This window comes from Citrobacter sp. Cb041, assembly GCF_030336655.1.
GTDB classification, from domain to species: Bacteria; Pseudomonadota; Gammaproteobacteria; order Enterobacterales; family Enterobacteriaceae; genus Citrobacter; species Citrobacter braakii.
In genome coordinates this window covers 170,972-190,464 of the sequence record NZ_JAOWDD010000039.1, presented here as the reverse complement: position 1 = coordinate 190,464, position 19,493 = coordinate 170,972, and the positions used below count along the sequence as shown (strand labels likewise).

The following is a 19,493-nucleotide window of genomic DNA, read 5'->3' as shown; positions in this document are numbered from 1 at the left end:
ATAATTATAGCATAGCTGCGCAAGTTTTAGCTTGTGCGGCTTTGCTGCGCCCGGAGCATATTAATGTCAGACATCATACCTAATGTTGTCGTGAGCCAACCGGCTCAGTTGTTCACACTGGCTCGTTCATTTAAAGCCAACGCTAACGGTAAAGTTTATATCGGTCAGATTGACACTGATCCGGTTAATCCTGCAAACCAGATTCAAGTGTACATTGACCCTGAAGACGGTTCAGACCCAATCCCTGTTTCTCAGCCAATCGTAATAAACTCAGGTGGGTACCCTGTATACAACGGTCAGATTGCAAAATTCGTAACCGTTAAGGGCCATTCCATGGCTATTTACGATGCATACGGCACTCAACAATTCTACTATCCGAATGTGCTAAAGTATGACCCTGACCAGTTCGAGCAGCGATTCACGGCAGAGCTTCAGTCAAAAGACGGATCAACACTTGTCGGGTTCAATCTAAACCAGCCATCATCACAATTAACCACTGTAGACAGAAAACTCAGAAACTCTATCGACCTGGCTGCTGATTTTGTCCCTGGCGGAGTGATTAGCGGGCAACCGGATCTGACAGCAAACCTGCAGGCCGCAATCGTTGCTGCGTTTACCCTTGGCATTCCAGAAGTAACAGTGATTGGTGATTTCTTCATTTCCGACATGGTACTTTTGTACCCCGGCGTTACGCTTGTTGGTGGCGGTTACGATAAGACCCTAATCAGAGCCTCAACTAGTTTTCCAGCAGGAGGGACAATGATCCGCGGTATACGTCCATCGGGATGGGTGCCGGGTGCTCACAATATGGGGATTCGTGATGTTTACCTGGTAGGGAGAAATGCAAAAGATATTAATGCTATTGATATCAATGATGCTTCTTACCCCAGATTTACCCGTGTCAGAATGAGCCTATTTAACAACGCACTATCTATTAATAAGTGGATTGATGATACTCGTGTAACTACCGATGGAGTCATCACATACCCTAACGCTGTTGATACATCTGCCGGAGGTCAATGTTACTTCGGAATAGTAGAGCAATGTTATGCCGGTGACAGTGTTCGTTGCGTTAATTTTAACGGATATGTAAATAGATGGACCTTTATAAGCAACACGTGGACAGCAAGCAATCTTGCTTACAATTTCAGTAACCCTCGCGGGGTGTATGAAACTAACACCTTCATGACCTGCAATATTGAAAGTGTTGGTAGTGCTTTTGAATGGTTTTTCTCGATAAATTCTCCTTATCATAACGTTTGGATAAACACCAGTATTGATAACGGCAACCCAGCAATAACGTGTCAGGCAAAAGATGGAGGTCGTCAGACTTTTATTGGCCTTGCTCTTTTCCCTTATGGGAACCCAAGTCTTGTTAACTGGATCAACGTGAATCCAAATGGTCATCGCAGTACTGTATTAGGTACTGACAACGGAGAAGAAATTCCTGAAAACCAACTGAAAACACAAGTAAGGGAAGAGCTCCACACTCTGGCTGGTGTGTTCAACAAGGTCTGGGGCAGTTCGACGATTAACACTACAGTTGTAGGAAGTGGCGGAACAGTTACAACATCAGTTTCTGTTCCTGGTTTGAAGAGTGGTAGCGCAGTTATGTGGAACATGGGACATTTATATGCAGGGCTCATTGTTCAGGTTTCTTCTGCTGCTAACTCTGCAAATGTACAGCTTGTTAATGCTGGCTCCACAGATATTGCTGTAAATACAACAATCGAGATAACTGGGATGAGCAAAAGTTTCTTATGATAAACCTTCCTTAAATTAAATGGCTTTATGAGGCGGTTGTTTAACAACATACTCATAAAGCCAGAAAACCTATTCCTTTCTAATATCTTGATAAAATCCCTTCCATGGGCCTACTCATATATAATATCACAAACTAAATTGCACTTGTGTTTTTTATCATGATGGTTTTAAGCATCACCCTAGCAAATCTCACGAAAAACACTTCTACTGTATAGTAGAGTATGGTTGAAATAAAAACTGAAGCCAGCAATATAAGATATAAATTAGAAAAACCGTGATCCTGAGAGTAGAGAGAACCAGGAATTATACCGGTTGGTAATATGTTCATGACAAGAGCATGCGTAAGATATAACGAATAAGAAATATTACCAAAATAGCTTAGTGTTGCTGAATATTTAACCTTACACGTCTTCTCAAAAAGAACTAATGTCAATAACAGAATTGCAGCATATACACCACAACTCAAAGGACCGTGACCACCATTGTATCCGGTAACATAGAAATATGAAAATAAAGCTATGGATATAATCGCAGCAATTCGTGTGTAGTTATTTCTTATATTTATTTTAGTTGAAGCGTAAATTTTATAAATAACCATACCAATAATAAATTCAAAGAACATAGGAGATGATAAAACTCTGGCCATGCCTAACCAAATGCTATGTTCTTGATTTGGTGCAATAGTTATGCTTGAATAGCCACTAAAGTTAACACTTCCGTTAAAATAAATGTTTGTACATAATACGACAGACGCAATTAATAACATGCAAATATACCCTCTATATTTCCATGATAAAGCCAAAGAAATGTAGAAAAGCATGTAGAAGATGATCTCAAACATCAATGTCCATGCTGTGAATATAATTGTATACCCAAACCAAGGAGCCTCTGAGAACAAATCAAGATTTATAAATAATAAAGATTTTAGTAAGTTGACATCAAACGGTCTTCCCTGAAGGAATACCAAGGCAAATAAGCAGACCAAATAAACAGGGTAAATTCTAAACAACCTTTTAATTATGAATGAGAAAGACGACCTATCCTTTTCAGTAGATAGCATAATAACAAATCCGCTTATCATGAAAAATAAATCAACACCAATATAACCATTCCCAAAAAGCAATTCACCTAGATTGCTTTGAGCATATACATTACTAATTTCGCCTCTTGCATGGTAAAGCACCACCAAAAGCGAGGCAATACCTCTCAAATACTGCAATGATAATAGCATGAGCATACTCTTAATGAGTTAAGATAAACCTTTATAATTTATCATGGATTGTAATTATGTGTCTAATAATTAATAATTTACAGCGATAAGTAAACTATCCATTAGGTGGTCAATTCACCTTCTCATCAATCCAGTCAGCCCACCACTGCATCATCTCCCTGCGCTTATCCATGTACTGAGCGTGATTGCATGCCCTACGCATAAAAACACTGCTAGCATGCGCTCGCATCTTATTCACTTAGTCGATCGCATTCATTGTTGCAAGGCAATTTGAATCAATGTGAAACAGAATGGTGCAATCACCACTTTTTTAGTGTTACCATCATTTTACCGGGTGAGGGACTGAGGATGTCAGTTTTTCATTTGTGTACCAGATTGTGTACCAATTTAGCGATTGTTGGTTAGATGGTTGCACAACTTACTGTAAACAAATAAATTTTCTCTTTGTATGTGATCTTACGTGTGGGTCACCACTGCAAATAAGGATATAACATGCCTGTTATTACTCTTCCTGATGGCAGCCAACGCCATTACGACCACGCTGTAAGCCCCATGGATGTTGCGCTGGACATCGGTCCAGGTCTGGCGAAAGCCACTATTGCTGGCCGTGTTGACGGTGAGCTGGTAGATGCTTCCGATCTGATTGAGCATGATGCGAAGCTCTCCATCATCACCGCGAAGGATGAAGAAGGTCTGGAGATCATTCGTCACTCTTGTGCGCACCTGTTAGGGCACGCGATCAAACAACTCTGGCCGCACACCAAAATGGCGATCGGACCGGTTGTTGATAACGGTTTTTACTACGATATCGATCTTGACCGTACGCTAACCCAGGAAGATGTCGACGCGCTCGAGAAGCGGATGCACGAGCTCGCTGAGAAAAACTACGATGTCATTAAGAAGAAAGTCAGCTGGTACGAAGCGCGTGAAACCTTCGTGAAGCGTGGCGAGACCTATAAAGTCTCCATTCTTGATGAAAACATTGCCCATGATGACAAGCCTGGCTTGTACCATCATGAAGAATATGTCGATATGTGCCGTGGCCCGCACGTGCCGAACATGCGTTTCTGTCATCACTTCAAACTGATGAAGACCGCAGGGGCATACTGGCGTGGCGACAGCAATAACAAGATGCTGCAGCGTATTTATGGTACTGCGTGGGCCGATAAAAAAGCCCTGAGTGCCTACCTGCAACGTCTGGAAGAAGCGGCCAAACGCGACCACCGTAAAATCGGTAAGCAGCTTGACCTGTATCATATGCAGGAAGAAGCGCCGGGTATGGTGTTCTGGCACAATGATGGCTGGACAATCTTCCGTGAACTGGAAGTCTTTGTTCGCTCAAAACTGAAAGAATACCAGTATCAGGAAGTTAAAGGTCCGTTCATGATGGACCGCGTGCTGTGGGAAAAAACAGGTCACTGGGATAACTACAAAGATGCGATGTTCACGACCTCCTCTGAGAACCGTGAATACTGCATTAAGCCCATGAACTGCCCGGGCCACGTGCAGATCTTCAATCAGGGTCTGAAATCCTATCGTGATCTGCCGTTGCGTATGGCCGAGTTTGGTAGCTGCCACCGTAATGAGCCGTCAGGCGCGCTGCATGGCTTGATGCGTGTTCGTGGCTTCACTCAGGATGATGCACATATCTTCTGTACAGAAGAGCAGATCCGTGATGAAGTTAACGCTTGCATTCGTATGGTCTACGATATGTATAGCACCTTTGGCTTCGAGAAAATCGTCGTCAAACTGTCCACTCGCCCCGAAAAACGTATCGGTAGCGATGAAATGTGGGACCGTGCTGAAGCTGACCTGGCCGTTGCGCTGGAAGAAAACAACATCCCGTTTGAGTACCAACTGGGTGAGGGCGCATTCTACGGTCCGAAAATTGAATTTACCCTGTATGACTGCCTCGATCGTGCATGGCAGTGCGGTACTGTACAGCTGGACTTCTCTCTGCCGTCCCGTTTAAGCGCCTCTTATGTTGGCGAAAACAACGAGCGTCAGGTGCCGGTTATGATTCACCGCGCAATTCTTGGGTCGATGGAACGTTTCATCGGTATCCTGACCGAAGAGTTCGCTGGCTTCTTCCCGACCTGGCTTGCGCCAGTTCAGGTTGTCGTCATGAACATCACCGATTCACAGTCTGAATACGTCAACGAATTAACGCAGAAACTACAAAATGCGGGTATTCGTGTAAAAGCAGACTTGAGAAATGAGAAGATTGGCTTTAAAATCCGCGAGCACACTTTACGTCGTGTCCCTTATATGTTGGTCTGTGGCGACAAAGAGGTAGAAGCAGGCAAAGTTGCCGTGCGCACCCGTCGTGGCAAAGACTTGGGCAGCCTGGACGTAAATGAAGTGATTGAGAAGCTGCAACAAGAGATTCGCAGCCGCAGTCTTCAACAACTGGAGGAATAAGGTATTAAAGGCGGAAAACGAGTTCAAACGGCACGTCCGAATCGTATCAATGGCGAGATTCGCGCCCTGGAAGTTCGCTTAACAGGTCTGGAAGGCGAAGCTTTGGGTATTGTGAGTCTGAGAGAAGCGATCGAAAAAGCTGAAGAAGCTGGAGTAGATTTAGTTGAAATCAGCCCTAACGCCGAACCGCCAGTTTGTCGTATTATGGACTACGGCAAGTTCCTTTATGAAAAGAGTAAGTCTTCTAAGGAACAGAAGAAAAAGCAAAAAGTTATCCAGGTTAAGGAAATTAAATTCCGTCCTGGCACCGACGATGGCGATTACCAGGTAAAACTCCGCAGCCTGGTACGCTTTCTGGAAGATGGCGATAAGGCTAAGATCACGCTGCGTTTTCGCGGTCGTGAGATGGCCCACCAACAGATCGGTATGGAAGTGCTCAACCGCGTCCGTGACGATCTGAGTGAACTGGCAGTAGTCGAATCCTTCCCTACGAAGATCGAAGGCCGCCAGATGATCATGGTGCTCGCTCCTAAGAAGAAACAGTAAGGCCTTCAAGTAGCAATGTCTGTGGAGCCTGCGGGTTCCACAGCCGTTGTTCGCCTACGTTTCGTTTATTAACAATGCGAAGTGGAAGTTATTAAAATGCCAAAAATTAAGACCGTACGCGGTGCTGCTAAGCGCTTCAAAAAAACCGGTGGTGGTGGATTTAAGCGTAAGCACGCAAACCTGCGTCATATTCTGACCAAAAAATCTACTAAGCGTAAACGTCACCTGCGTCCAAAAGGCCTCGTTTCTAAAGGCGATCTGGGTCTGGTTATCGCGTGCCTGCCGTACGCATAAGCCGTTAACGTTTAATTAATTTTTTTACTAAGAATATAGATACAGGAGAGCACATATGGCTCGCGTAAAACGTGGTGTAGTTGCCCGTGCACGTCACAAGAAAATTTTGAAACAAGCTAAAGGCTACTACGGTGCGCGTTCTCGCGTATACCGCGTTGCCTTCCAGGCTGTTATCAAAGCTGGTCAGTACGCTTATCGTGACCGTCGTCAGAAAAAGCGTCAGTTCCGTCAACTGTGGATTGCGCGTATCAACGCAGCAGCACGTCAGAACGGTATTTCTTACAGCAAATTCATCAACGGCCTGAAAAAAGCCTCTGTTGAAATCGACCGTAAGATCCTGGCTGACATCGCAGTATTCGACAAAGTAGCGTTCACCGCTCTGGTCGAAAAAGCGAAAGCAGCTCTGGCATAAGCCGGTGAAAAGAGGGAGCCTGGCTCCCTCTCTTTTATTTGTAGTGCAATCAATTGGTTGACAATTTATCCGTAAGCCTTTTCAATAAAGGTTGTCCGGTTTTTACCACACAAGGTAACGCAAGCATGAATGCTGCTATTTTCCGCTTCTTCTTTTACTTTAGCACCTGAACTCAGGAGGCTTGCGCGTGAAAGAAGAAACGGAAAATAGCGCCTAAAAGCCTCCCTGGTGGAGGCTTTTTTTATACACGTTATCCTTCAGGCTGCCTCTGCTTTGGCTGCAGTCGCTTACCCCAGTCTCGTACTTGTGTACGCTCCTGAGGATTAGCGCTTTACTGCTGCCTTGACTCAGCCAGAATGATTTTGTGTATATACGAGCGACTAGTGAATATCGCAACATAACGAGGAAAACCATGTCACATCTCGCAGAGCTGGTTGCCAGTGCAACGGCCGCCATTAACCAGGCTTCAGATGTTGCCGCGTTAGACAATGTCCGCGTCGAATATTTGGGCAAGAAAGGGCACCTGACCCTTCAGATGACTACCCTGCGTGAACTGCCGGCAGAAGAGCGCCCGGCAGCAGGTGCGGTGATAAACGAAGCCAAAGAGCAGGTTCAGCAAGCGCTGAACGCGCGTAAAGCCGAATTAGAAAATGCCGCGCTGAATGCTCGTCTGGCTGAAGAAACGATCGATATCTCCTTGCCTGGGCGTCGTATCGAAAACGGCGGTTTGCATCCGGTAACGCGGACTATCGATCGCATTGAAAGTTTCTTTGGTGAGCTGGGCTTTACCGTGGCGACCGGTCCGGAAATCGAAGATGACTATCATAACTTCGATGCGCTGAACATTCCTGGCCATCACCCGGCGCGCGCTGACCACGACACTTTCTGGTTTGATGCGACGCGTCTGCTGCGCACGCAGACTTCCGGCGTGCAGATCCGCACCATGAAAGAAAAACAGCCGCCGATCCGTATTATCGCTCCGGGCCGCGTATATCGTAACGACTACGATCAGACGCACACCCCAATGTTCCATCAGATGGAAGGGCTGATTGTTGATACCAACATCAACTTCACCAACCTGAAAGGCACGCTGCACGATTTCCTGCGCAACTTCTTTGAAGAAGACCTGCAGGTTCGTTTCCGTCCTTCCTACTTCCCGTTCACCGAACCATCTGCGGAAGTCGATGTGATGGGTAAAAATGGCAAATGGCTGGAAGTATTGGGTTGCGGAATGGTTCACCCGAACGTGCTGCGTAACGTCGGTATCGATCCGGAAATCTACTCTGGCTTTGCATTCGGTATGGGTATGGAGCGTCTGACCATGCTGCGTTACGGCGTAACCGATCTGCGTTCTTTCTTCGAAAACGATCTGCGTTTCCTCAAACAGTTTAAATAAAGGCAGGATAAAACAATGAAATTCAGTGAACTGTGGTTACGCGAATGGGTAAACCCGGCGATTGATAGCGATGCGTTGTCAAACCAAATCACGATGGCGGGTCTGGAAGTTGACGGTGTGGATCCTGTTTCTGGCGCGTTCAACGGTGTTGTAGTGGGCGAAGTGGTTGAGTGCGCTCAGCATCCGAACGCTGACAAACTGCGCGTCACCAAGGTGAATGTCGGCGGCGACCGCCTGCTGGATATCGTCTGCGGTGCGCCAAACTGCCGTCAAGGGCTGAAGGTGGCTGTAGCAACCGTTGGTGCCGTTCTGCCGGGCGATTTCAAAATCAAAGCCGCGAAACTGCGCGGTGAGCCGTCTGAAGGCATGCTGTGCTCGTTCTCCGAGCTGGGTATTTCCGACGATCACAACGGTATTATCGAACTGCCTGTCGATGCACCAATTGGTACCGATATCCGTGAATACCTGAAGCTTGACGATAATACTATCGAAATCAGCGTCACTCCGAACCGCGCCGACTGCTTAGGCATTATCGGTGTAGCACGTGACGTTGCTGTACTGAACAAAGCCCCTCTGGTTGAGCCGGAAATAGCGCCAGTAGCCGCAACCATTAACGACGTCCTGCCGATTCAGGTCGACGCGGTGGAAGCCTGCCCACGCTATTTGGGCCGCGTGGTGAAAGGCATTAACGTTAAAGCGCCAACCCCGCTGTGGATGAAAGAAAAACTGCGTCGTTGCGGCATCCGCTCGATCGATGCCGTGGTTGACGTGACTAACTATGTGCTGCTCGAATTGGGCCAGCCGATGCACGCATTCGACAAAGACCGCATTGAAGGCGGGATTGTTGTCCGCATGGCAAAAGAAGGTGAAACCCTGGTATTGCTGGACGGCAGTGAAGCGAAGCTGAATGCGGATACGCTGGTGATTGCGGACCATAACAAAGCGCTGGCAATGGGCGGCATCTTTGGTGGCGAGCACTCCGGTGTGAATGATGAAACGCAAAACGTCCTGCTGGAATGCGCGTTCTTCAGCCCGCTGTCTATTACCGGTCGCGCGCGTCGTCACGGTCTGCACACCGATGCCTCTCACCGCTATGAGCGTGGTGTCGATCCGGCGCTGCAACATAAAGCCATGGAACGTGCTACGCGCCTGCTGATTGATATCTGCGGCGGCGAAGCGGGTCCAATCATTGACGTGACGAACGAAGCCTCGCTGCCAAAACGCGCAACCATTACGCTGCGCCGTAGCAAACTGGATCGTCTGATCGGACACCATATTGCGGATGAGCAGGTGAGCGATATTCTGCGCCGTCTGGGTTGTGATGTCACGGAAGGGCAAGATGAGTGGAAAGCGGTAGCGCCGAGCTGGCGTTTCGATATGGAGATCGAAGAAGACCTGGTCGAAGAAGTCGCCCGTGTATACGGTTATGACAATATCCCGAATACGCCAATTCAGGCGGGTCTTATCATGGGTACGCATCGTGAAGCGGATTTGTCGCTGAAACGCGTAAAAACCATGCTGAATGACAAAGGCTACCAGGAAGTTATTACCTACAGCTTTGTCGACCCGAAAGTCCAGGCGCTGCTGCACCCGGGTGAAGAAGCGCTGTTGCTGCCAAGCCCAATCTCGATTGATATGTCGGCAATGCGTTTATCCCTGTGGACCGGCTTGCTGTCTACGGTAGTGTACAACCAGAATCGTCAGCAAAACCGCGTGCGTATTTTCGAAACGGGTTTACGTTTCGTACCGGACACGCAGGCTAATCTCGGGATCCGTCAGGATCTGATGCTGGCGGGTGCGATCTGCGGTAACCGTCATGATGAACACTGGAATCTGGCAAAAGAGACCGTTGATTTCTATGATCTGAAAGGCGATCTGGAAGCGGTTCTCGACCTGACCGGCAAGCTGGCGGATATTCAATTCAAAGCTGAAGCGAATCCAGCACTGCATCCGGGGCAGTCTGCGGCGATTTATCTGAAAGGTGAACGCATTGGTTTCATTGGGGTTGTTCATCCTGAACTTGAACGTAAACTGGATCTGAACGGTCGCACTCTGGTGTTTGAACTGGAGTGGAACAAGCTCGCAGACCGCGTGGTGCCTCAGGCGCGTGAAGTTTCTCGCTTCCCGGCGAACCGTCGCGACATCGCAGTCGTTGTGGCAGAAAACGTTCCCGCTGCGGATATTTTATCCGAATGTAAGAAAGTTGGCGTAAATCAGGTAGTTGGCGTAAACTTGTTTGACGTGTACCGCGGTAAGGGTGTTGCGGAGGGTTATAAGAGCCTCGCTATCAGCCTGATCCTTCAGGATACCAGCCGTACACTTGAAGAAGAGGAGATTGCCGCTACCGTCGCCAAATGTGTAGAGGCATTAAAAGAGCGATTCCAGGCATCATTGAGGGATTGAACCTATGGCGCTTACAAAAGCTGAAATGTCAGAATATCTGTTTGATAAGCTTGGGCTTAGCAAGCGGGATGCCAAAGAACTGGTCGAGCTGTTTTTCGAAGAGATCCGTCGTGCTCTGGAAAATGGTGAGCAGGTAAAACTCTCTGGTTTTGGTAACTTCGATCTGCGTGATAAGAATCAACGTCCGGGCCGTAATCCGAAAACGGGCGAAGATATTCCCATTACAGCACGGCGCGTGGTGACCTTCAGACCCGGACAGAAGTTAAAAAGCCGGGTTGAAAACGCAACGCCGAAAGAAGAGTAATCTGAACTAACTAAAAAGGCCGCGAATGCGGCCTTTTTTCTTAGTGGGCCAGAAGGAAAAACAGCCCGGTCAGTGCTGCGCTCAGCAGGTTAGACAACGTGCCCGCCAGGATCACTTTAAGCCCCATTTTAGCAATGAAACTTTTTTTCCCCGGCACAATCCCCCCCAGTACGCCAATCAATGCAGCAGGAGAGGACAAATTGGCAAACCCAGCCAGCGCCATGATCGTTATTATCTGCGAATATTCCGACAGTTGGTCTTTCATTGGAATAAAGCTGGTATACGCGACGAACTCATTCAACACCAATTTTTGACCTAACAGGCTGCCAATTTGCAAGACTTCGTTAGCGGGAATGCCCAACAGCCAGGCAACCGGAGCAAAGAGGTAACTAAAGATAAATTGTAGCGTGACGTTACCATAGCCGAAAAAGCTACAAAACCAGCCCAACAAGCCGTTCACCATAGCAATTAATGCAATCAGTGCCAGAAGCATTGCCCCCACGTTAGCGGCGAGCTTCAGCCCGATAGTCGCGCCATTTGTCGCCGCTTCAACGATGTTGATAGGCTTTTCATCTTGACCAAGCATATCGCCTGACACGTCGGCAGTGTTTTCGGGTTCCGTTTCTGGAAACAGCATTTTCGCCATTAACAGACCGCCTGGCGCTGACATAAAAGAGGCGGCTACCAGATAGCGAATTTCGATCCCCATACTGGCATAGCCAACCAGCACTGAGCCTGCGATAGAGGCAACACCACCTGTCATGAGGGCAAACAGTTCTGAGCGCGTCATGCGTGGCGCATAAGGCTTCATCAGGACGAAGACGTCAGTATTGCCCGCAAAAATATTGGCCGTTGCAGCCATGGATTCTGCCGGGCTGGTGCGCAGCAGTTTATGGATACCCGTACCGATGAGACGGATAATCCACTGCATGATGCCCAGGTAGTACAGCACGGAGAACAATGCTGACATAAAAATGATAATCGGCAGAACATGCACGGCAAATACAAACCCCATTTTGAACTGTCCGAGATTCCCGAAGAGAAAGTTAATCCCTTCCGACGAATAGTTCAGCATGCCTGACAGACTGTTTGATATGGCGAGTAAGATTTTTTCCCCTAAGGGGACATACAGGATAAATGCAGCAAAAAGAGCCTGGATTGCAAAGGCGCCGCCAACGGTGCGAAACCGGATAGCTTTGCGATTTTCTGAACATAGCCAGGCAACGAGTAACAGGACAACAATGCCAAGTATGACGATGAGTATCTGCATGGTTTATCCCTCATCGGCATCAATGATGCTACGGAAAAGATCTTTAAAGAGAGCATCCCGCTCAATAAATTTTGCGACCTGAATGACGTGACGGCGGTTATCAAAACTCCAGCTCAGATTGTCATTGATCAAAGGGGATGTACGGTATTCACAGGTGAACCAGTCAGGATTCAGGACATAGCCAACCGTAGTGATATCCCAAATGACTTTGCGGGATGCAAAACCAATCCAGGGGCATCGCGGGGCAATTTCAGCAAAGTAGCTACCAATGCGGCTGGTCTCTGCAAAATAGTGCTGCATCTCTGGGACCGATGAGGCCATAGTGTTAGCCACGCCAAAGCAGGGGATTTGGGTGAGCGCTACGCCGCTATCAAAAAGTACCCGACTCGCCGCAATGTCCTGCATCAGGTTGAATTCATGATTATCTTTCCAGGCATAACTGTTACCCCCAAGCCAGATGACATGAATCTTTGTGACGATGTCCGGCGCGAGGAGCAGTGCGTTAGCGATATTGGTCGGCGCGGCGATTGCGAGTACATGTAATGTTTGCTCAGCCGTTCTTGCCCGGTTAATCAAATCCTGTACTGCTGCTGACATCTCCGGCTGATTGCTATCTTTCAGATAGCGTGTTGAACCCTGGAATATTTGCGGTATGTTTTCGCGGCGGGGGAGTTTGTTAAATACGCGATAGATCTCATCGACGCTCAGTTGCATGCCTACTGCGGGATCGTCAACATATGTGTGCGAGCCCTCTTTACCAAAATAGTGGTTGGTAAACGGAGCGGCGTAAACAGCTTGCAGATCGAGGCGCTCCGGGTGTAAGAATGCCCAGGCAATGGCCATCTGATCGTCAATTTCATTGTAGGTATCGCTGTCAATAACGATAGGTACTTTGCCATACTTAGGTGGCGTAATTAAGGCAATACGCTGCGCTGAAGTTAATTCAGGCCAGTGGATACTTAACATCGTTAATGTTCCTTAAGTTAGAAGTCGTAGGCCAGTCGATAAATGAGAATATCGCCATATCCATCCGCACCAAGTTTGTTATAAAAGTACCGATACATTAATGTGGTGGATATATGAGGCATGATTTTCCAGGTAATATTAAGGCCGCCGTTTAAACCATTGCTACCATGATTGTTAGCGGTATAGTCATCATTACGGTCAAGTTCTATTTCATTCCAATTGGACAGTAAGAAGTCCTGGTTGAGAAGATTGAAAGCATAGCCAGCGTTCCATCCGATTGAGAAACCATTGATTCCATTAATATCATAAGCTGGGCCAAAATTACTGTGTGCGGTAATGTACTGACGAGCAATCCAGGGTTTAAACCACCATCCATCGCCTTTCAGGTCGGTATAGCCAAGCCCAATAAATTGATTCGTCTCTTTAAAATTGGGACTTTGCGAATTATAGACTTTTGTAAATAGGCTGGCACCCGTTTTCCAGAGGTAGGTATGGATTTCACCATTCGCAGTCTGCCCCTGATTTCCCTCGTCGTCTAGAATATTTTCAAAATCATAAAAACCGTACATTTCACCCCAATCAAAACCAATACCTCCCTCAATACCAATTAAGGCTTGTTCATATTCGAGGTCTTTAACACCGGCATCCCAGGATTGATAGTCAAAATGTATATTTCCCCAGCCGTATTGTTGTTCAGCTAATGAGGAAAAAGCTACGCACGATAATAAAGCCCCGAAGGCGATTTTTTTCATTTTATATCCCTATTTTGGTGGTGGATTAATATCAGTATTTAGTACAAGCTAATCGTTTTAATACGAGTTCATGGGATGGCATATTGGCTGCACCTTCACGCTCTACGGCCAGTGCTGCAAATACACAGGCGTAATGAATTGCGCTAGCAATATTTTCTCCACAGGCAAGTCGTGCCGCGAGTGCACCATTAAATGCATCACCGGCGCCGGATGTATCAATATTAACGGCGGGATATGCCGGGAACTGTTGGTGTGTAGATCCATCAAATAACCAGCACCCATCTTTGCCTAACGTAATTAGAATATATTGTGGTCCCATTTGGTGCATGATTTCGGCGGCCTGATGAATATCGTCTGGCGTACGAATAGCCTTGCCAATAATCGCCTCTGCTTCTGTGAGGTTTGGGGTTAGGATGTGTGTCCAGCGGAGAAGGTCTGTCACCTCCTTGCGCCATGGCGCTGGATTCAGGATTGTCATCACTCCTGCGGCATGTGCGAACTTAATAGCTTGAGCTGTAGCGTCAGGATTGTTTTCCATCTGCGTCAAAAAAACATTGGCGGTGCCTATCTCGTCATAACAGGATATAATTTCTTCACTCGTTATTTCCTGATTAGCCCCTGGATTAATAACGATTACATTATCGCCAGCTTCTTCGGATATCATCACTACGGCACTGCCGGTTGGTGCATCATTTTTGGTAAAGATGGTTAGTTTTTCTAATCCTACGCCATTTAAAAAATGCTGGGCTTTGGTTGAAAACTCATCTTCACCTAATTTGACTGTAAAATAAGTGCGAGCATTGGCTTGTGCGGATGCTATCGCCTGGTTGCTGCCTTTCCCTCCGGGTAAACAACAGGAAAAAAGCGCGCGCGTGGTTTCTCCTGAAATAGGAAAACGGTGAAGCCGATAGACTAAGTCGGTATTAAATGAACCCAGAATGTAAACTTTCCCATTGTTTTCGTTCATTGATATTTCTCGTTCGATCTTTAATTGGTTAATGATGATGTTTTGGTGCAAATAAAGAGAGTTGTTCTCATATAATGGGAATGCATTGTCGTGATTATATACAGCACCTCCATAGCATGAGCGGACATGTCCTGTTTTTACAAGGTCATTGATATCGCGTCGGAGTGTTCTTTCCGTAACATCAAGTACCTTAACAAGAGATGATATTTTTACACTTCCTTGTTTTTTGAGCAGTGTTAAAATATAGCGAAGACGCTGTTTTTTGTAACGACAGGGCATCTAATCCTCACTTTTCATGAATGTGATGAGAGGTCCATGTAATAAGTTTATTTTGTCTATACGTTAATTTTTTGGTGAATGAATTTATTTGTTGAATAAATAGTTAAAGATCTGATTACCACTAAGTACACCGATGATACCAAATACACCAGGCCAGACAGCAGGGGCTGGAATGGGTAGTTTTATTAATGTAAATATGAAACCAATAATTGCACCGGCAATAAGCGAAAGAATTATATCCATAAGATAATTCCTGAGGGTGTTATGATGATACGAAGACTACACAATATATTTACGTATTGATGAGAAGACAATCACACAAAACTTCTGCAACCGGACATCCTGTCCGGTTGTGGTTATTTATTTAATCTCAGGAACGATATTAATAATGACAGCGACTACCTGGTATTGCTGCCAGCATTGCATTATGCAAAAGACTAAGGTTCATGCTGTTTTAGGCCATTGCCTCATTTGCGGTAGAGCTTCCTTCCATGTTTTTTGCTTTCATCGTAAAATTAATGAGATAACCCATAAAAAAAAGTATAAACATGCAACCTTTTGCACAATTACAACGTCGGCGAGACCGATACTGGTTAGGCACTTTATCGCTGTTGCTATTGGTCATGCTCGTGATTAGCTTATGCGCAGGAGAACAGTGGATCGCCCCCGGCGACTGGTTCAGCGCCCGCGGCGATCTGTTCGTCTGGCAAATCCGATTTCCCCGTACCCTCGCCGTTTTGCTGGTAGGTGCTGCGTTGGCCTTATCTGGCGCAGTGATGCAAGCTCTCTTTGAAAACCCGCTCGCAGAGCCTGGATTACTGGGCGTGTCTAATGGCGCGGGCGTCGGGCTCATCGCGGCGGTGCTGCTGGGGCAGGGGCAGCTCCCCGGCTGGGCGTTGGGCTTATGCGCCATCGCTGGGGCGCTGATTATCACGCTTATTCTGCTCCGTTTTGCCCGCCGTCATTTGTCTACCAGCCGTCTGCTGTTGGCGGGGGTGGCGCTGGGCATTATCTGTAGCGCGCTGATGACATGGGCCATCTACTTCTCCACTTCTTTTGATTTGCGACAGCTAATGTACTGGATGATGGGGGGCTTTGGCGGCGTTGACTGGCATCAGGCCTGGCTCATGGTGGCGTTGATTCCGGTGCTGGTGTGGATATGCTGTCAGTCGCAGCCGATGAATATGCTGGCGCTGGGGGAGACTTCTGCACGTCAGTTGGGATTGCCATTATGGTTCTGGCGCAACCTGCTGGTGGTCGCCACAGGCTGGATGGTTGGCGTAAGCGTGGCTCTGGCGGGAGCGATTGGCTTTATTGGGCTTGTGATCCCACATATTCTGCGGCTGTGCGGCTTAACCGATCATCGCGTGTTACTGCCGGGCTGCGCATTGGCTGGCGCTATCGTATTACTGTTGGCTGATGTTGTCGCGCGTCTGGTGCTGGCCTCGGCTGAGCTGCCAATTGGCGTGGTGACGGCCACCATGGGCGCACCGGTATTTATCTGGCTATTGTTAAAAGCCGCGCGCTAGAACGCGTTGATTCGGTCTATGATTAAAAACTGAAAATCCACCTGTTGTTCTGGAGATGCTATGCAAAACACTATCCTCGATACAGACGTGACGACCATCGACGGCGAGGTGACCTCACTGCAGCCGTATGCCGGAAATGTGCTGTTAATCGTCAACGTTGCTTCAAAATGTGGGCTAACGCCGCAATATGAGCAACTGGAGAATCTGCAGAAAGCCTGGCATCAGCAGGGCTTTACCGTTCTTGGGTTCCCCTGCAACCAGTTTCTGGGCCAGGAGCCGGGCAGTGAAGAGGAAATAAAAACGTACTGCAGTACCACCTGGGGCGTTACCTTCCCGATGTTCAGCAAAATTGAGGTCAACGGCGAGGGACGCCATCCGCTGTATCAGAAACTGATTGATGCCGCGCCAACCGCCGTCGCGCCTGCGGATAGTGGATTCTATGAGCGTATGGCGAGTAAAGGTCGGGCGCCGCTCTACCCGGACGATATTCTGTGGAATTTCGAGAAGTTTTTAGTGGGTCGGGATGGTCAGGTACTGCAACGATTTTCACCCGATATGACGCCTGAGGATCCTGTTCTGGTGCAATCCATCAAGATGGCGCTGGCAAACTAATGTCTCGATTGATGCAGCTACAGGACGTAGCAGAATCGACCCGACTTGGCCCGCTTTCTGGTGAGATAAAAGCAGGGGAGATCCTGCATTTAGTGGGGCCTAACGGCGCAGGAAAGAGCACGCTGTTGGCGCGAATGGCGGGGCTGACGACCGGCAAGGGCAGCATCACCTTTGGTGATGTGTCATTGGATGAATGGCCGGCAGCAAAGCTGGCGCAATATCGCGCTTATCTTGCGCAACAGCAAAACCCGCCGTTTGCGATGCCGGTCTGGCATTTTCTGACGCTGCATCAACCCGATAAAGCACGCACCGATTTGTTACAAGAAGTCGCCGATGCGCTTGGGCTTGGGGATAAGCTGGGACGCAGCGTGAATCAGCTCTCCGGCGGTGAGTGGCAGCGCGTGCGCCTGGCTGCGGTTATCCTGCAGATTTGCCCACAAGCGAATCCATTCGGCCAGCTTTTGCTGCTGGATGAGCCGATGAACAGCCTGGACGTGGCGCAACAAAATGCGCTGGACCGGATGCTGGGTCAGCTGTGTTTACAGGGCATCGCGATTGTAATGAGCAGCCATGACCTTAATCATACCTTACGTCATGCGCACAAGGCCTGGCTCCTCAAACGCGGGAAGCTGCTTGCCAGTGGTGCTCGTGATACGGTACTAACGCCAGCCAATCTGGCTGCGGCTTATGGCGTGAACTTCCGTCGTTTGGATATTGAAGGCCACAGAATGCTCATATCAACCACTTAAGTTAAATGGGTTCTTGAAAATCATATAATTTCCACGCTAAATTGACATAAAAATATAATTCAGAGGATTCGTCCTGAATGCGCTTTTGGCTTCTTTTCATCACAGCATTGTTTTTGGCGGGCTGCAGCAGCCATCGTGCTCCTGCGCCAAATGCCCGCTTGTCGGATTCTATCGCCGTTATCGCCGGGCTTAATGACCAGCTACAAACCTGGCATGGCACACCCTATCGTTATGGCGGCATGAGCCGTAACGGAGTGGATTGTTCTGGATTTGTATTGATGACAATGCGCGATAAATTCGATCTGCAACTCCCGCGTGATACCCGCACGCAATCAAAGATTGGTACCGAAATTGATAAAGATGATTTGCTGCCCGGCGATCTGGTGTTCTTTAAAACCGGGTCTGGGGAAAGCGGTCTGCATGTCGGAATTTACGATACCAATAATCAATTTATTCATGCCTCAACCAGCCGTGGTGTGATGCGCTCATCACTGGACAACGTTTACTGGCGCAAAAACTTTTGGCAGGCGCGACGTATTTAATCCTCATCAGTCACGAGGCTGCCTACGGCTGAGCAGCCTCGACATTTCCATTTGTTAGTAACTTCTTATTTCTGCCGCCAGCCGGACAATACCCCTGAACATTAAGAGCGTATCTTGCTAAAAATATGATTTATTCCGAGATATTAAAAAGTGCAAAGCTGGATATTCGCTTATAATCAGGATAAGCTAAAAAAAAGGGATTCGATTTACTGGCTATAAAGGGAAAAATGAAAGGGCCTCTACTTGCATCAGCAATAACGTATTTCTCCATCCTTTGCTACAGGATGCCGGATAACACCTATGCAGAGGGGCTGGCACGATGATTGTTTCAATGGATACTCTTTACCATTCAGAGTTCTCTTTTCTCCCTGCGAGAAACGAAAAAGGCGATCTTGAATACGTAGATATCATTACCAGTTTTGCCAGTGCGCAGGGGGATGTGCGTATACCCACCGAGCTGGTCCTACCTCGGATGTCGGACGAAGAGCAATGTCGCTTATTTACCGAAAAGCTTGAATTAATCGAAACGTGCCAACATTTTTTTATTCAACGAAAGGTTTCTGCCTGGATTAATTTAACGCCGGCAATTGCTAATACTTTATTATCAGATGCTAAATTTGCTTCACAAGTTGAACGATTGTCATTTCTGGAACTGGCTATTAATGAAAACTATCCAGAGTTAAATAATGGAAAAGCGAATCCAACGCTGGCTGCACTGGCGGCGCGATTTCCATTAGTACTGACAAACTATGGTGCTGGCGGCATATCAAATCGGGCAATTTTTGATGGGCTGTTCAAACGCGTCGTGCTCGATAAAAACTTTGTTCAACAAAGGATTACACATATTTCGTTTGAGCCGTTTATGCGGGCTATCCTGGCACAGCTATTTCCCAGCAGTGAGTCAATTATCATTAGCGGTATTGATACACCCGAGATGTTAGCGCGCGTACTGCCTCTGGGATTCAGCGCCATGCAGGGCGCGCTGTGGCCTGCTGTGCCCCCCGCGCAGATAATTTCGCTCGCGAAGATATAACCCTCATATTTGCTGGTGTTTAA

20 protein-coding genes, 1 pseudogene and 1 other annotated feature are annotated in these 19,493 nt (G+C 47.6%); of the genes and pseudogenes, 14 read left to right on the top strand and 7 right to left on the bottom strand.

Annotated elements, in window-relative coordinates; translation table 11 throughout:
• Positions 1 to 63 precede the first annotated feature (63 nt).
• Entirely contained in the window at positions 64 to 1,764 is a 1,701-nt protein-coding gene (locus OGV52_RS13870) for a phage head-binding domain-containing protein (protein WP_287108657.1), read from the top strand.
• 133 nt (positions 1,765 to 1,897) lie between these two features.
• On the opposite strand, the gene OGV52_RS13865 is transcribed toward OGV52_RS13870, so the two are convergent.
• Together OGV52_RS13865 and OGV52_RS13860 are read right to left on the bottom strand one after the other, a co-directional pair.
• Positions 1,898 to 2,995, bottom strand: coding sequence for an acyltransferase family protein (locus tag OGV52_RS13865; RefSeq protein WP_287108655.1), 1,098 nt, complete (start codon positions 2,993 to 2,995; stop codon positions 1,898 to 1,900).
• Between the two features lie 109 nt (positions 2,996 to 3,104).
• Positions 3,105 to 3,188 (bottom strand): annotated as a pseudogene (locus tag OGV52_RS13860) (hypothetical protein); the annotation flags it as partial.
• 299 nt (positions 3,189 to 3,487) lie between these two features.
• On the opposite strand from OGV52_RS13860, the gene thrS reads away from it, so the two are divergent.
• The 8 genes from thrS to ihfA all read left to right on the top strand — a co-directional run bounded on the left by thrS (position 3,488) and on the right by ihfA (position 10,771).
• On the top strand, positions 3,488 to 5,416 hold the full coding sequence (gene thrS / locus OGV52_RS13855; protein WP_016152864.1) for a threonine--tRNA ligase: 1,929 nt from the start codon (positions 3,488 to 3,490) through the stop codon (positions 5,414 to 5,416).
• 3 nt (positions 5,417 to 5,419) lie between these two features.
• The gene (gene infC, locus OGV52_RS13850; RefSeq protein WP_048997935.1) at positions 5,420 to 5,962 is read left to right on the top strand and encodes a translation initiation factor IF-3; all 543 of its coding nucleotides are present in this window, start codon (positions 5,420 to 5,422) and stop codon (positions 5,960 to 5,962) included.
• Between the two features lie 96 nt (positions 5,963 to 6,058).
• Positions 6,059 to 6,256, top strand: coding sequence for a 50S ribosomal protein L35 (gene rpmI / locus OGV52_RS13845; RefSeq protein WP_003030583.1), 198 nt, complete (start codon positions 6,059 to 6,061; stop codon positions 6,254 to 6,256).
• A 55-nt stretch (positions 6,257 to 6,311) separates the two neighbouring features.
• Complete coding sequence (gene rplT, locus OGV52_RS13840) at positions 6,312 to 6,668, top strand: 50S ribosomal protein L20 (RefSeq protein ID WP_003030578.1); 357 nt, start codon at positions 6,312 to 6,314, stop codon at positions 6,666 to 6,668.
• A gap of 120 nt (positions 6,669 to 6,788) precedes the next feature.
• Positions 6,789 to 6,913 (top strand) — a sequence feature (Phe leader region).
• Positions 6,794 to 6,838, top strand: a complete 45-nt coding sequence (pheM, locus tag OGV52_RS13835; RefSeq protein ID WP_001386830.1) for a pheST operon leader peptide PheM — start codon at positions 6,794 to 6,796, stop codon at positions 6,836 to 6,838. (Overlaps the previous feature by 45 nt.)
• 167 nt (positions 6,914 to 7,080) lie before the next feature.
• Positions 7,081 to 8,064 (top strand): phenylalanine--tRNA ligase subunit alpha, encoded by a 984-nt coding sequence (gene pheS, locus OGV52_RS13830; RefSeq protein WP_016152865.1) that lies wholly within the window; start codon positions 7,081 to 7,083, stop codon positions 8,062 to 8,064.
• Between the two features lie 15 nt (positions 8,065 to 8,079).
• A complete protein-coding gene (gene pheT / locus OGV52_RS13825) occupies positions 8,080 to 10,467 on the top strand; it encodes a phenylalanine--tRNA ligase subunit beta (protein ID WP_065554668.1) in 2,388 nt (795 codons plus the stop codon).
• A gap of 4 nt (positions 10,468 to 10,471) precedes the next feature.
• Complete coding sequence (gene ihfA, locus OGV52_RS13820) at positions 10,472 to 10,771, top strand: integration host factor subunit alpha (RefSeq protein WP_003030571.1); 300 nt, start codon at positions 10,472 to 10,474, stop codon at positions 10,769 to 10,771.
• 40 nt (positions 10,772 to 10,811) lie between these two features.
• Here ihfA and OGV52_RS13815 read toward each other — a convergent pair whose 3' ends face one another.
• From OGV52_RS13815 to OGV52_RS13795, 5 genes are all read right to left on the bottom strand, one after another.
• Complete coding sequence (locus OGV52_RS13815; protein ID WP_016152867.1) at positions 10,812 to 12,041, bottom strand: NupC/NupG family nucleoside CNT transporter; 1,230 nt, start codon at positions 12,039 to 12,041, stop codon at positions 10,812 to 10,814.
• 3 nt (positions 12,042 to 12,044) lie between these two features.
• Positions 12,045 to 13,007: a nucleoside hydrolase gene (locus OGV52_RS13810; RefSeq protein ID WP_080858713.1), complete on the bottom strand. Its 963-nt coding sequence runs from the start codon at positions 13,005 to 13,007 to the stop codon at positions 12,045 to 12,047.
• A gap of 17 nt (positions 13,008 to 13,024) precedes the next feature.
• Positions 13,025 to 13,759: an outer membrane protein OmpK gene (locus OGV52_RS13805; RefSeq protein WP_080858714.1), complete on the bottom strand. Its 735-nt coding sequence runs from the start codon at positions 13,757 to 13,759 to the stop codon at positions 13,025 to 13,027.
• A 31-nt stretch (positions 13,760 to 13,790) separates the two neighbouring features.
• Positions 13,791 to 15,005 (bottom strand): PfkB family carbohydrate kinase, encoded by a 1,215-nt coding sequence (locus OGV52_RS13800; protein ID WP_287108654.1) that lies wholly within the window; start codon positions 15,003 to 15,005, stop codon positions 13,791 to 13,793.
• Positions 15,006 to 15,089: 84 nt separating this feature from the next.
• Positions 15,090 to 15,248 (bottom strand): DUF1427 family protein, encoded by a 159-nt coding sequence (locus OGV52_RS13795; RefSeq protein ID WP_103283878.1) that lies wholly within the window; start codon positions 15,246 to 15,248, stop codon positions 15,090 to 15,092.
• A gap of 305 nt (positions 15,249 to 15,553) precedes the next feature.
• Between OGV52_RS13795 and btuC the strand changes: the two genes are divergently transcribed.
• From btuC to OGV52_RS13770, 5 genes are all read left to right on the top strand, one after another.
• Positions 15,554 to 16,534 carry a vitamin B12 ABC transporter permease BtuC gene (gene btuC / locus OGV52_RS13790; protein WP_032931198.1) on the top strand — a complete coding sequence of 327 codons (981 nt, stop codon included), beginning with the start codon at positions 15,554 to 15,556 and terminating at the stop codon, positions 16,532 to 16,534.
• Between the two features lie 60 nt (positions 16,535 to 16,594).
• Complete coding sequence (locus OGV52_RS13785; RefSeq protein ID WP_047500296.1) at positions 16,595 to 17,146, top strand: glutathione peroxidase; 552 nt, start codon at positions 16,595 to 16,597, stop codon at positions 17,144 to 17,146.
• Positions 17,146 to 17,895 carry a vitamin B12 ABC transporter ATP-binding protein BtuD gene (btuD, locus tag OGV52_RS13780; protein ID WP_103766223.1) on the top strand — a complete coding sequence of 250 codons (750 nt, stop codon included), beginning with the start codon at positions 17,146 to 17,148 and terminating at the stop codon, positions 17,893 to 17,895. Before OGV52_RS13785 ends, btuD begins: the two co-directional genes overlap by 1 nt.
• A 77-nt stretch (positions 17,896 to 17,972) precedes the next feature.
• The gene (locus OGV52_RS13775) at positions 17,973 to 18,437 is read left to right on the top strand and encodes an NlpC/P60 family protein (protein ID WP_047500302.1); all 465 of its coding nucleotides are present in this window, start codon (positions 17,973 to 17,975) and stop codon (positions 18,435 to 18,437) included.
• Positions 18,438 to 18,756: 319 nt separating this feature from the next.
• The gene (locus OGV52_RS13770; RefSeq protein WP_019076659.1) at positions 18,757 to 19,470 is read left to right on the top strand and encodes an EAL domain-containing protein; all 714 of its coding nucleotides are present in this window, start codon (positions 18,757 to 18,759) and stop codon (positions 19,468 to 19,470) included.
• The last annotated feature ends 23 nt before the right edge of the window (positions 19,471 to 19,493 follow it).

Coding starts and splice junctions, on each gene's coding strand:
- btuC (WP_032931198.1), top strand. CDS start 15,554: ATGCAACCTTTTGCACAATTACAACGTCGGCGAGACCGATACTGGTTA.
- OGV52_RS13805 (WP_080858714.1), bottom strand. CDS start 13,759: ATGAAAAAAATCGCCTTCGGGGCTTTATTATCGTGCGTAGCTTTTTCC.
- OGV52_RS13775 (WP_047500302.1), top strand. CDS start 17,973: ATGCGCTTTTGGCTTCTTTTCATCACAGCATTGTTTTTGGCGGGCTGC.
- OGV52_RS13770 (WP_019076659.1), top strand. CDS start 18,757: ATGATTGTTTCAATGGATACTCTTTACCATTCAGAGTTCTCTTTTCTC.
- rplT (WP_003030578.1), top strand. CDS start 6,312: ATGGCTCGCGTAAAACGTGGTGTAGTTGCCCGTGCACGTCACAAGAAA.
- OGV52_RS13795 (WP_103283878.1), bottom strand. CDS start 15,248: ATGGATATAATTCTTTCGCTTATTGCCGGTGCAATTATTGGTTTCATA.
- OGV52_RS13810 (WP_080858713.1), bottom strand. CDS start 13,007: ATGTTAAGTATCCACTGGCCTGAATTAACTTCAGCGCAGCGTATTGCC.
- OGV52_RS13870 (WP_287108657.1), top strand. CDS start 64: ATGTCAGACATCATACCTAATGTTGTCGTGAGCCAACCGGCTCAGTTG.
- OGV52_RS13785 (WP_047500296.1), top strand. CDS start 16,595: ATGCAAAACACTATCCTCGATACAGACGTGACGACCATCGACGGCGAG.
- thrS (WP_016152864.1), top strand. CDS start 3,488: ATGCCTGTTATTACTCTTCCTGATGGCAGCCAACGCCATTACGACCAC.
- OGV52_RS13815 (WP_016152867.1), bottom strand. CDS start 12,041: ATGCAGATACTCATCGTCATACTTGGCATTGTTGTCCTGTTACTCGTT.
- pheS (WP_016152865.1), top strand. CDS start 7,081: ATGTCACATCTCGCAGAGCTGGTTGCCAGTGCAACGGCCGCCATTAAC.
- ihfA (WP_003030571.1), top strand. CDS start 10,472: ATGGCGCTTACAAAAGCTGAAATGTCAGAATATCTGTTTGATAAGCTT.
- OGV52_RS13865 (WP_287108655.1), bottom strand. CDS start 2,995: ATGCTATTATCATTGCAGTATTTGAGAGGTATTGCCTCGCTTTTGGTG.
- rpmI (WP_003030583.1), top strand. CDS start 6,059: ATGCCAAAAATTAAGACCGTACGCGGTGCTGCTAAGCGCTTCAAAAAA.
- pheT (WP_065554668.1), top strand. CDS start 8,080: ATGAAATTCAGTGAACTGTGGTTACGCGAATGGGTAAACCCGGCGATT.
- btuD (WP_103766223.1), top strand. CDS start 17,146: ATGTCTCGATTGATGCAGCTACAGGACGTAGCAGAATCGACCCGACTT.
- OGV52_RS13800 (WP_287108654.1), bottom strand. CDS start 15,005: ATGCCCTGTCGTTACAAAAAACAGCGTCTTCGCTATATTTTAACACTG.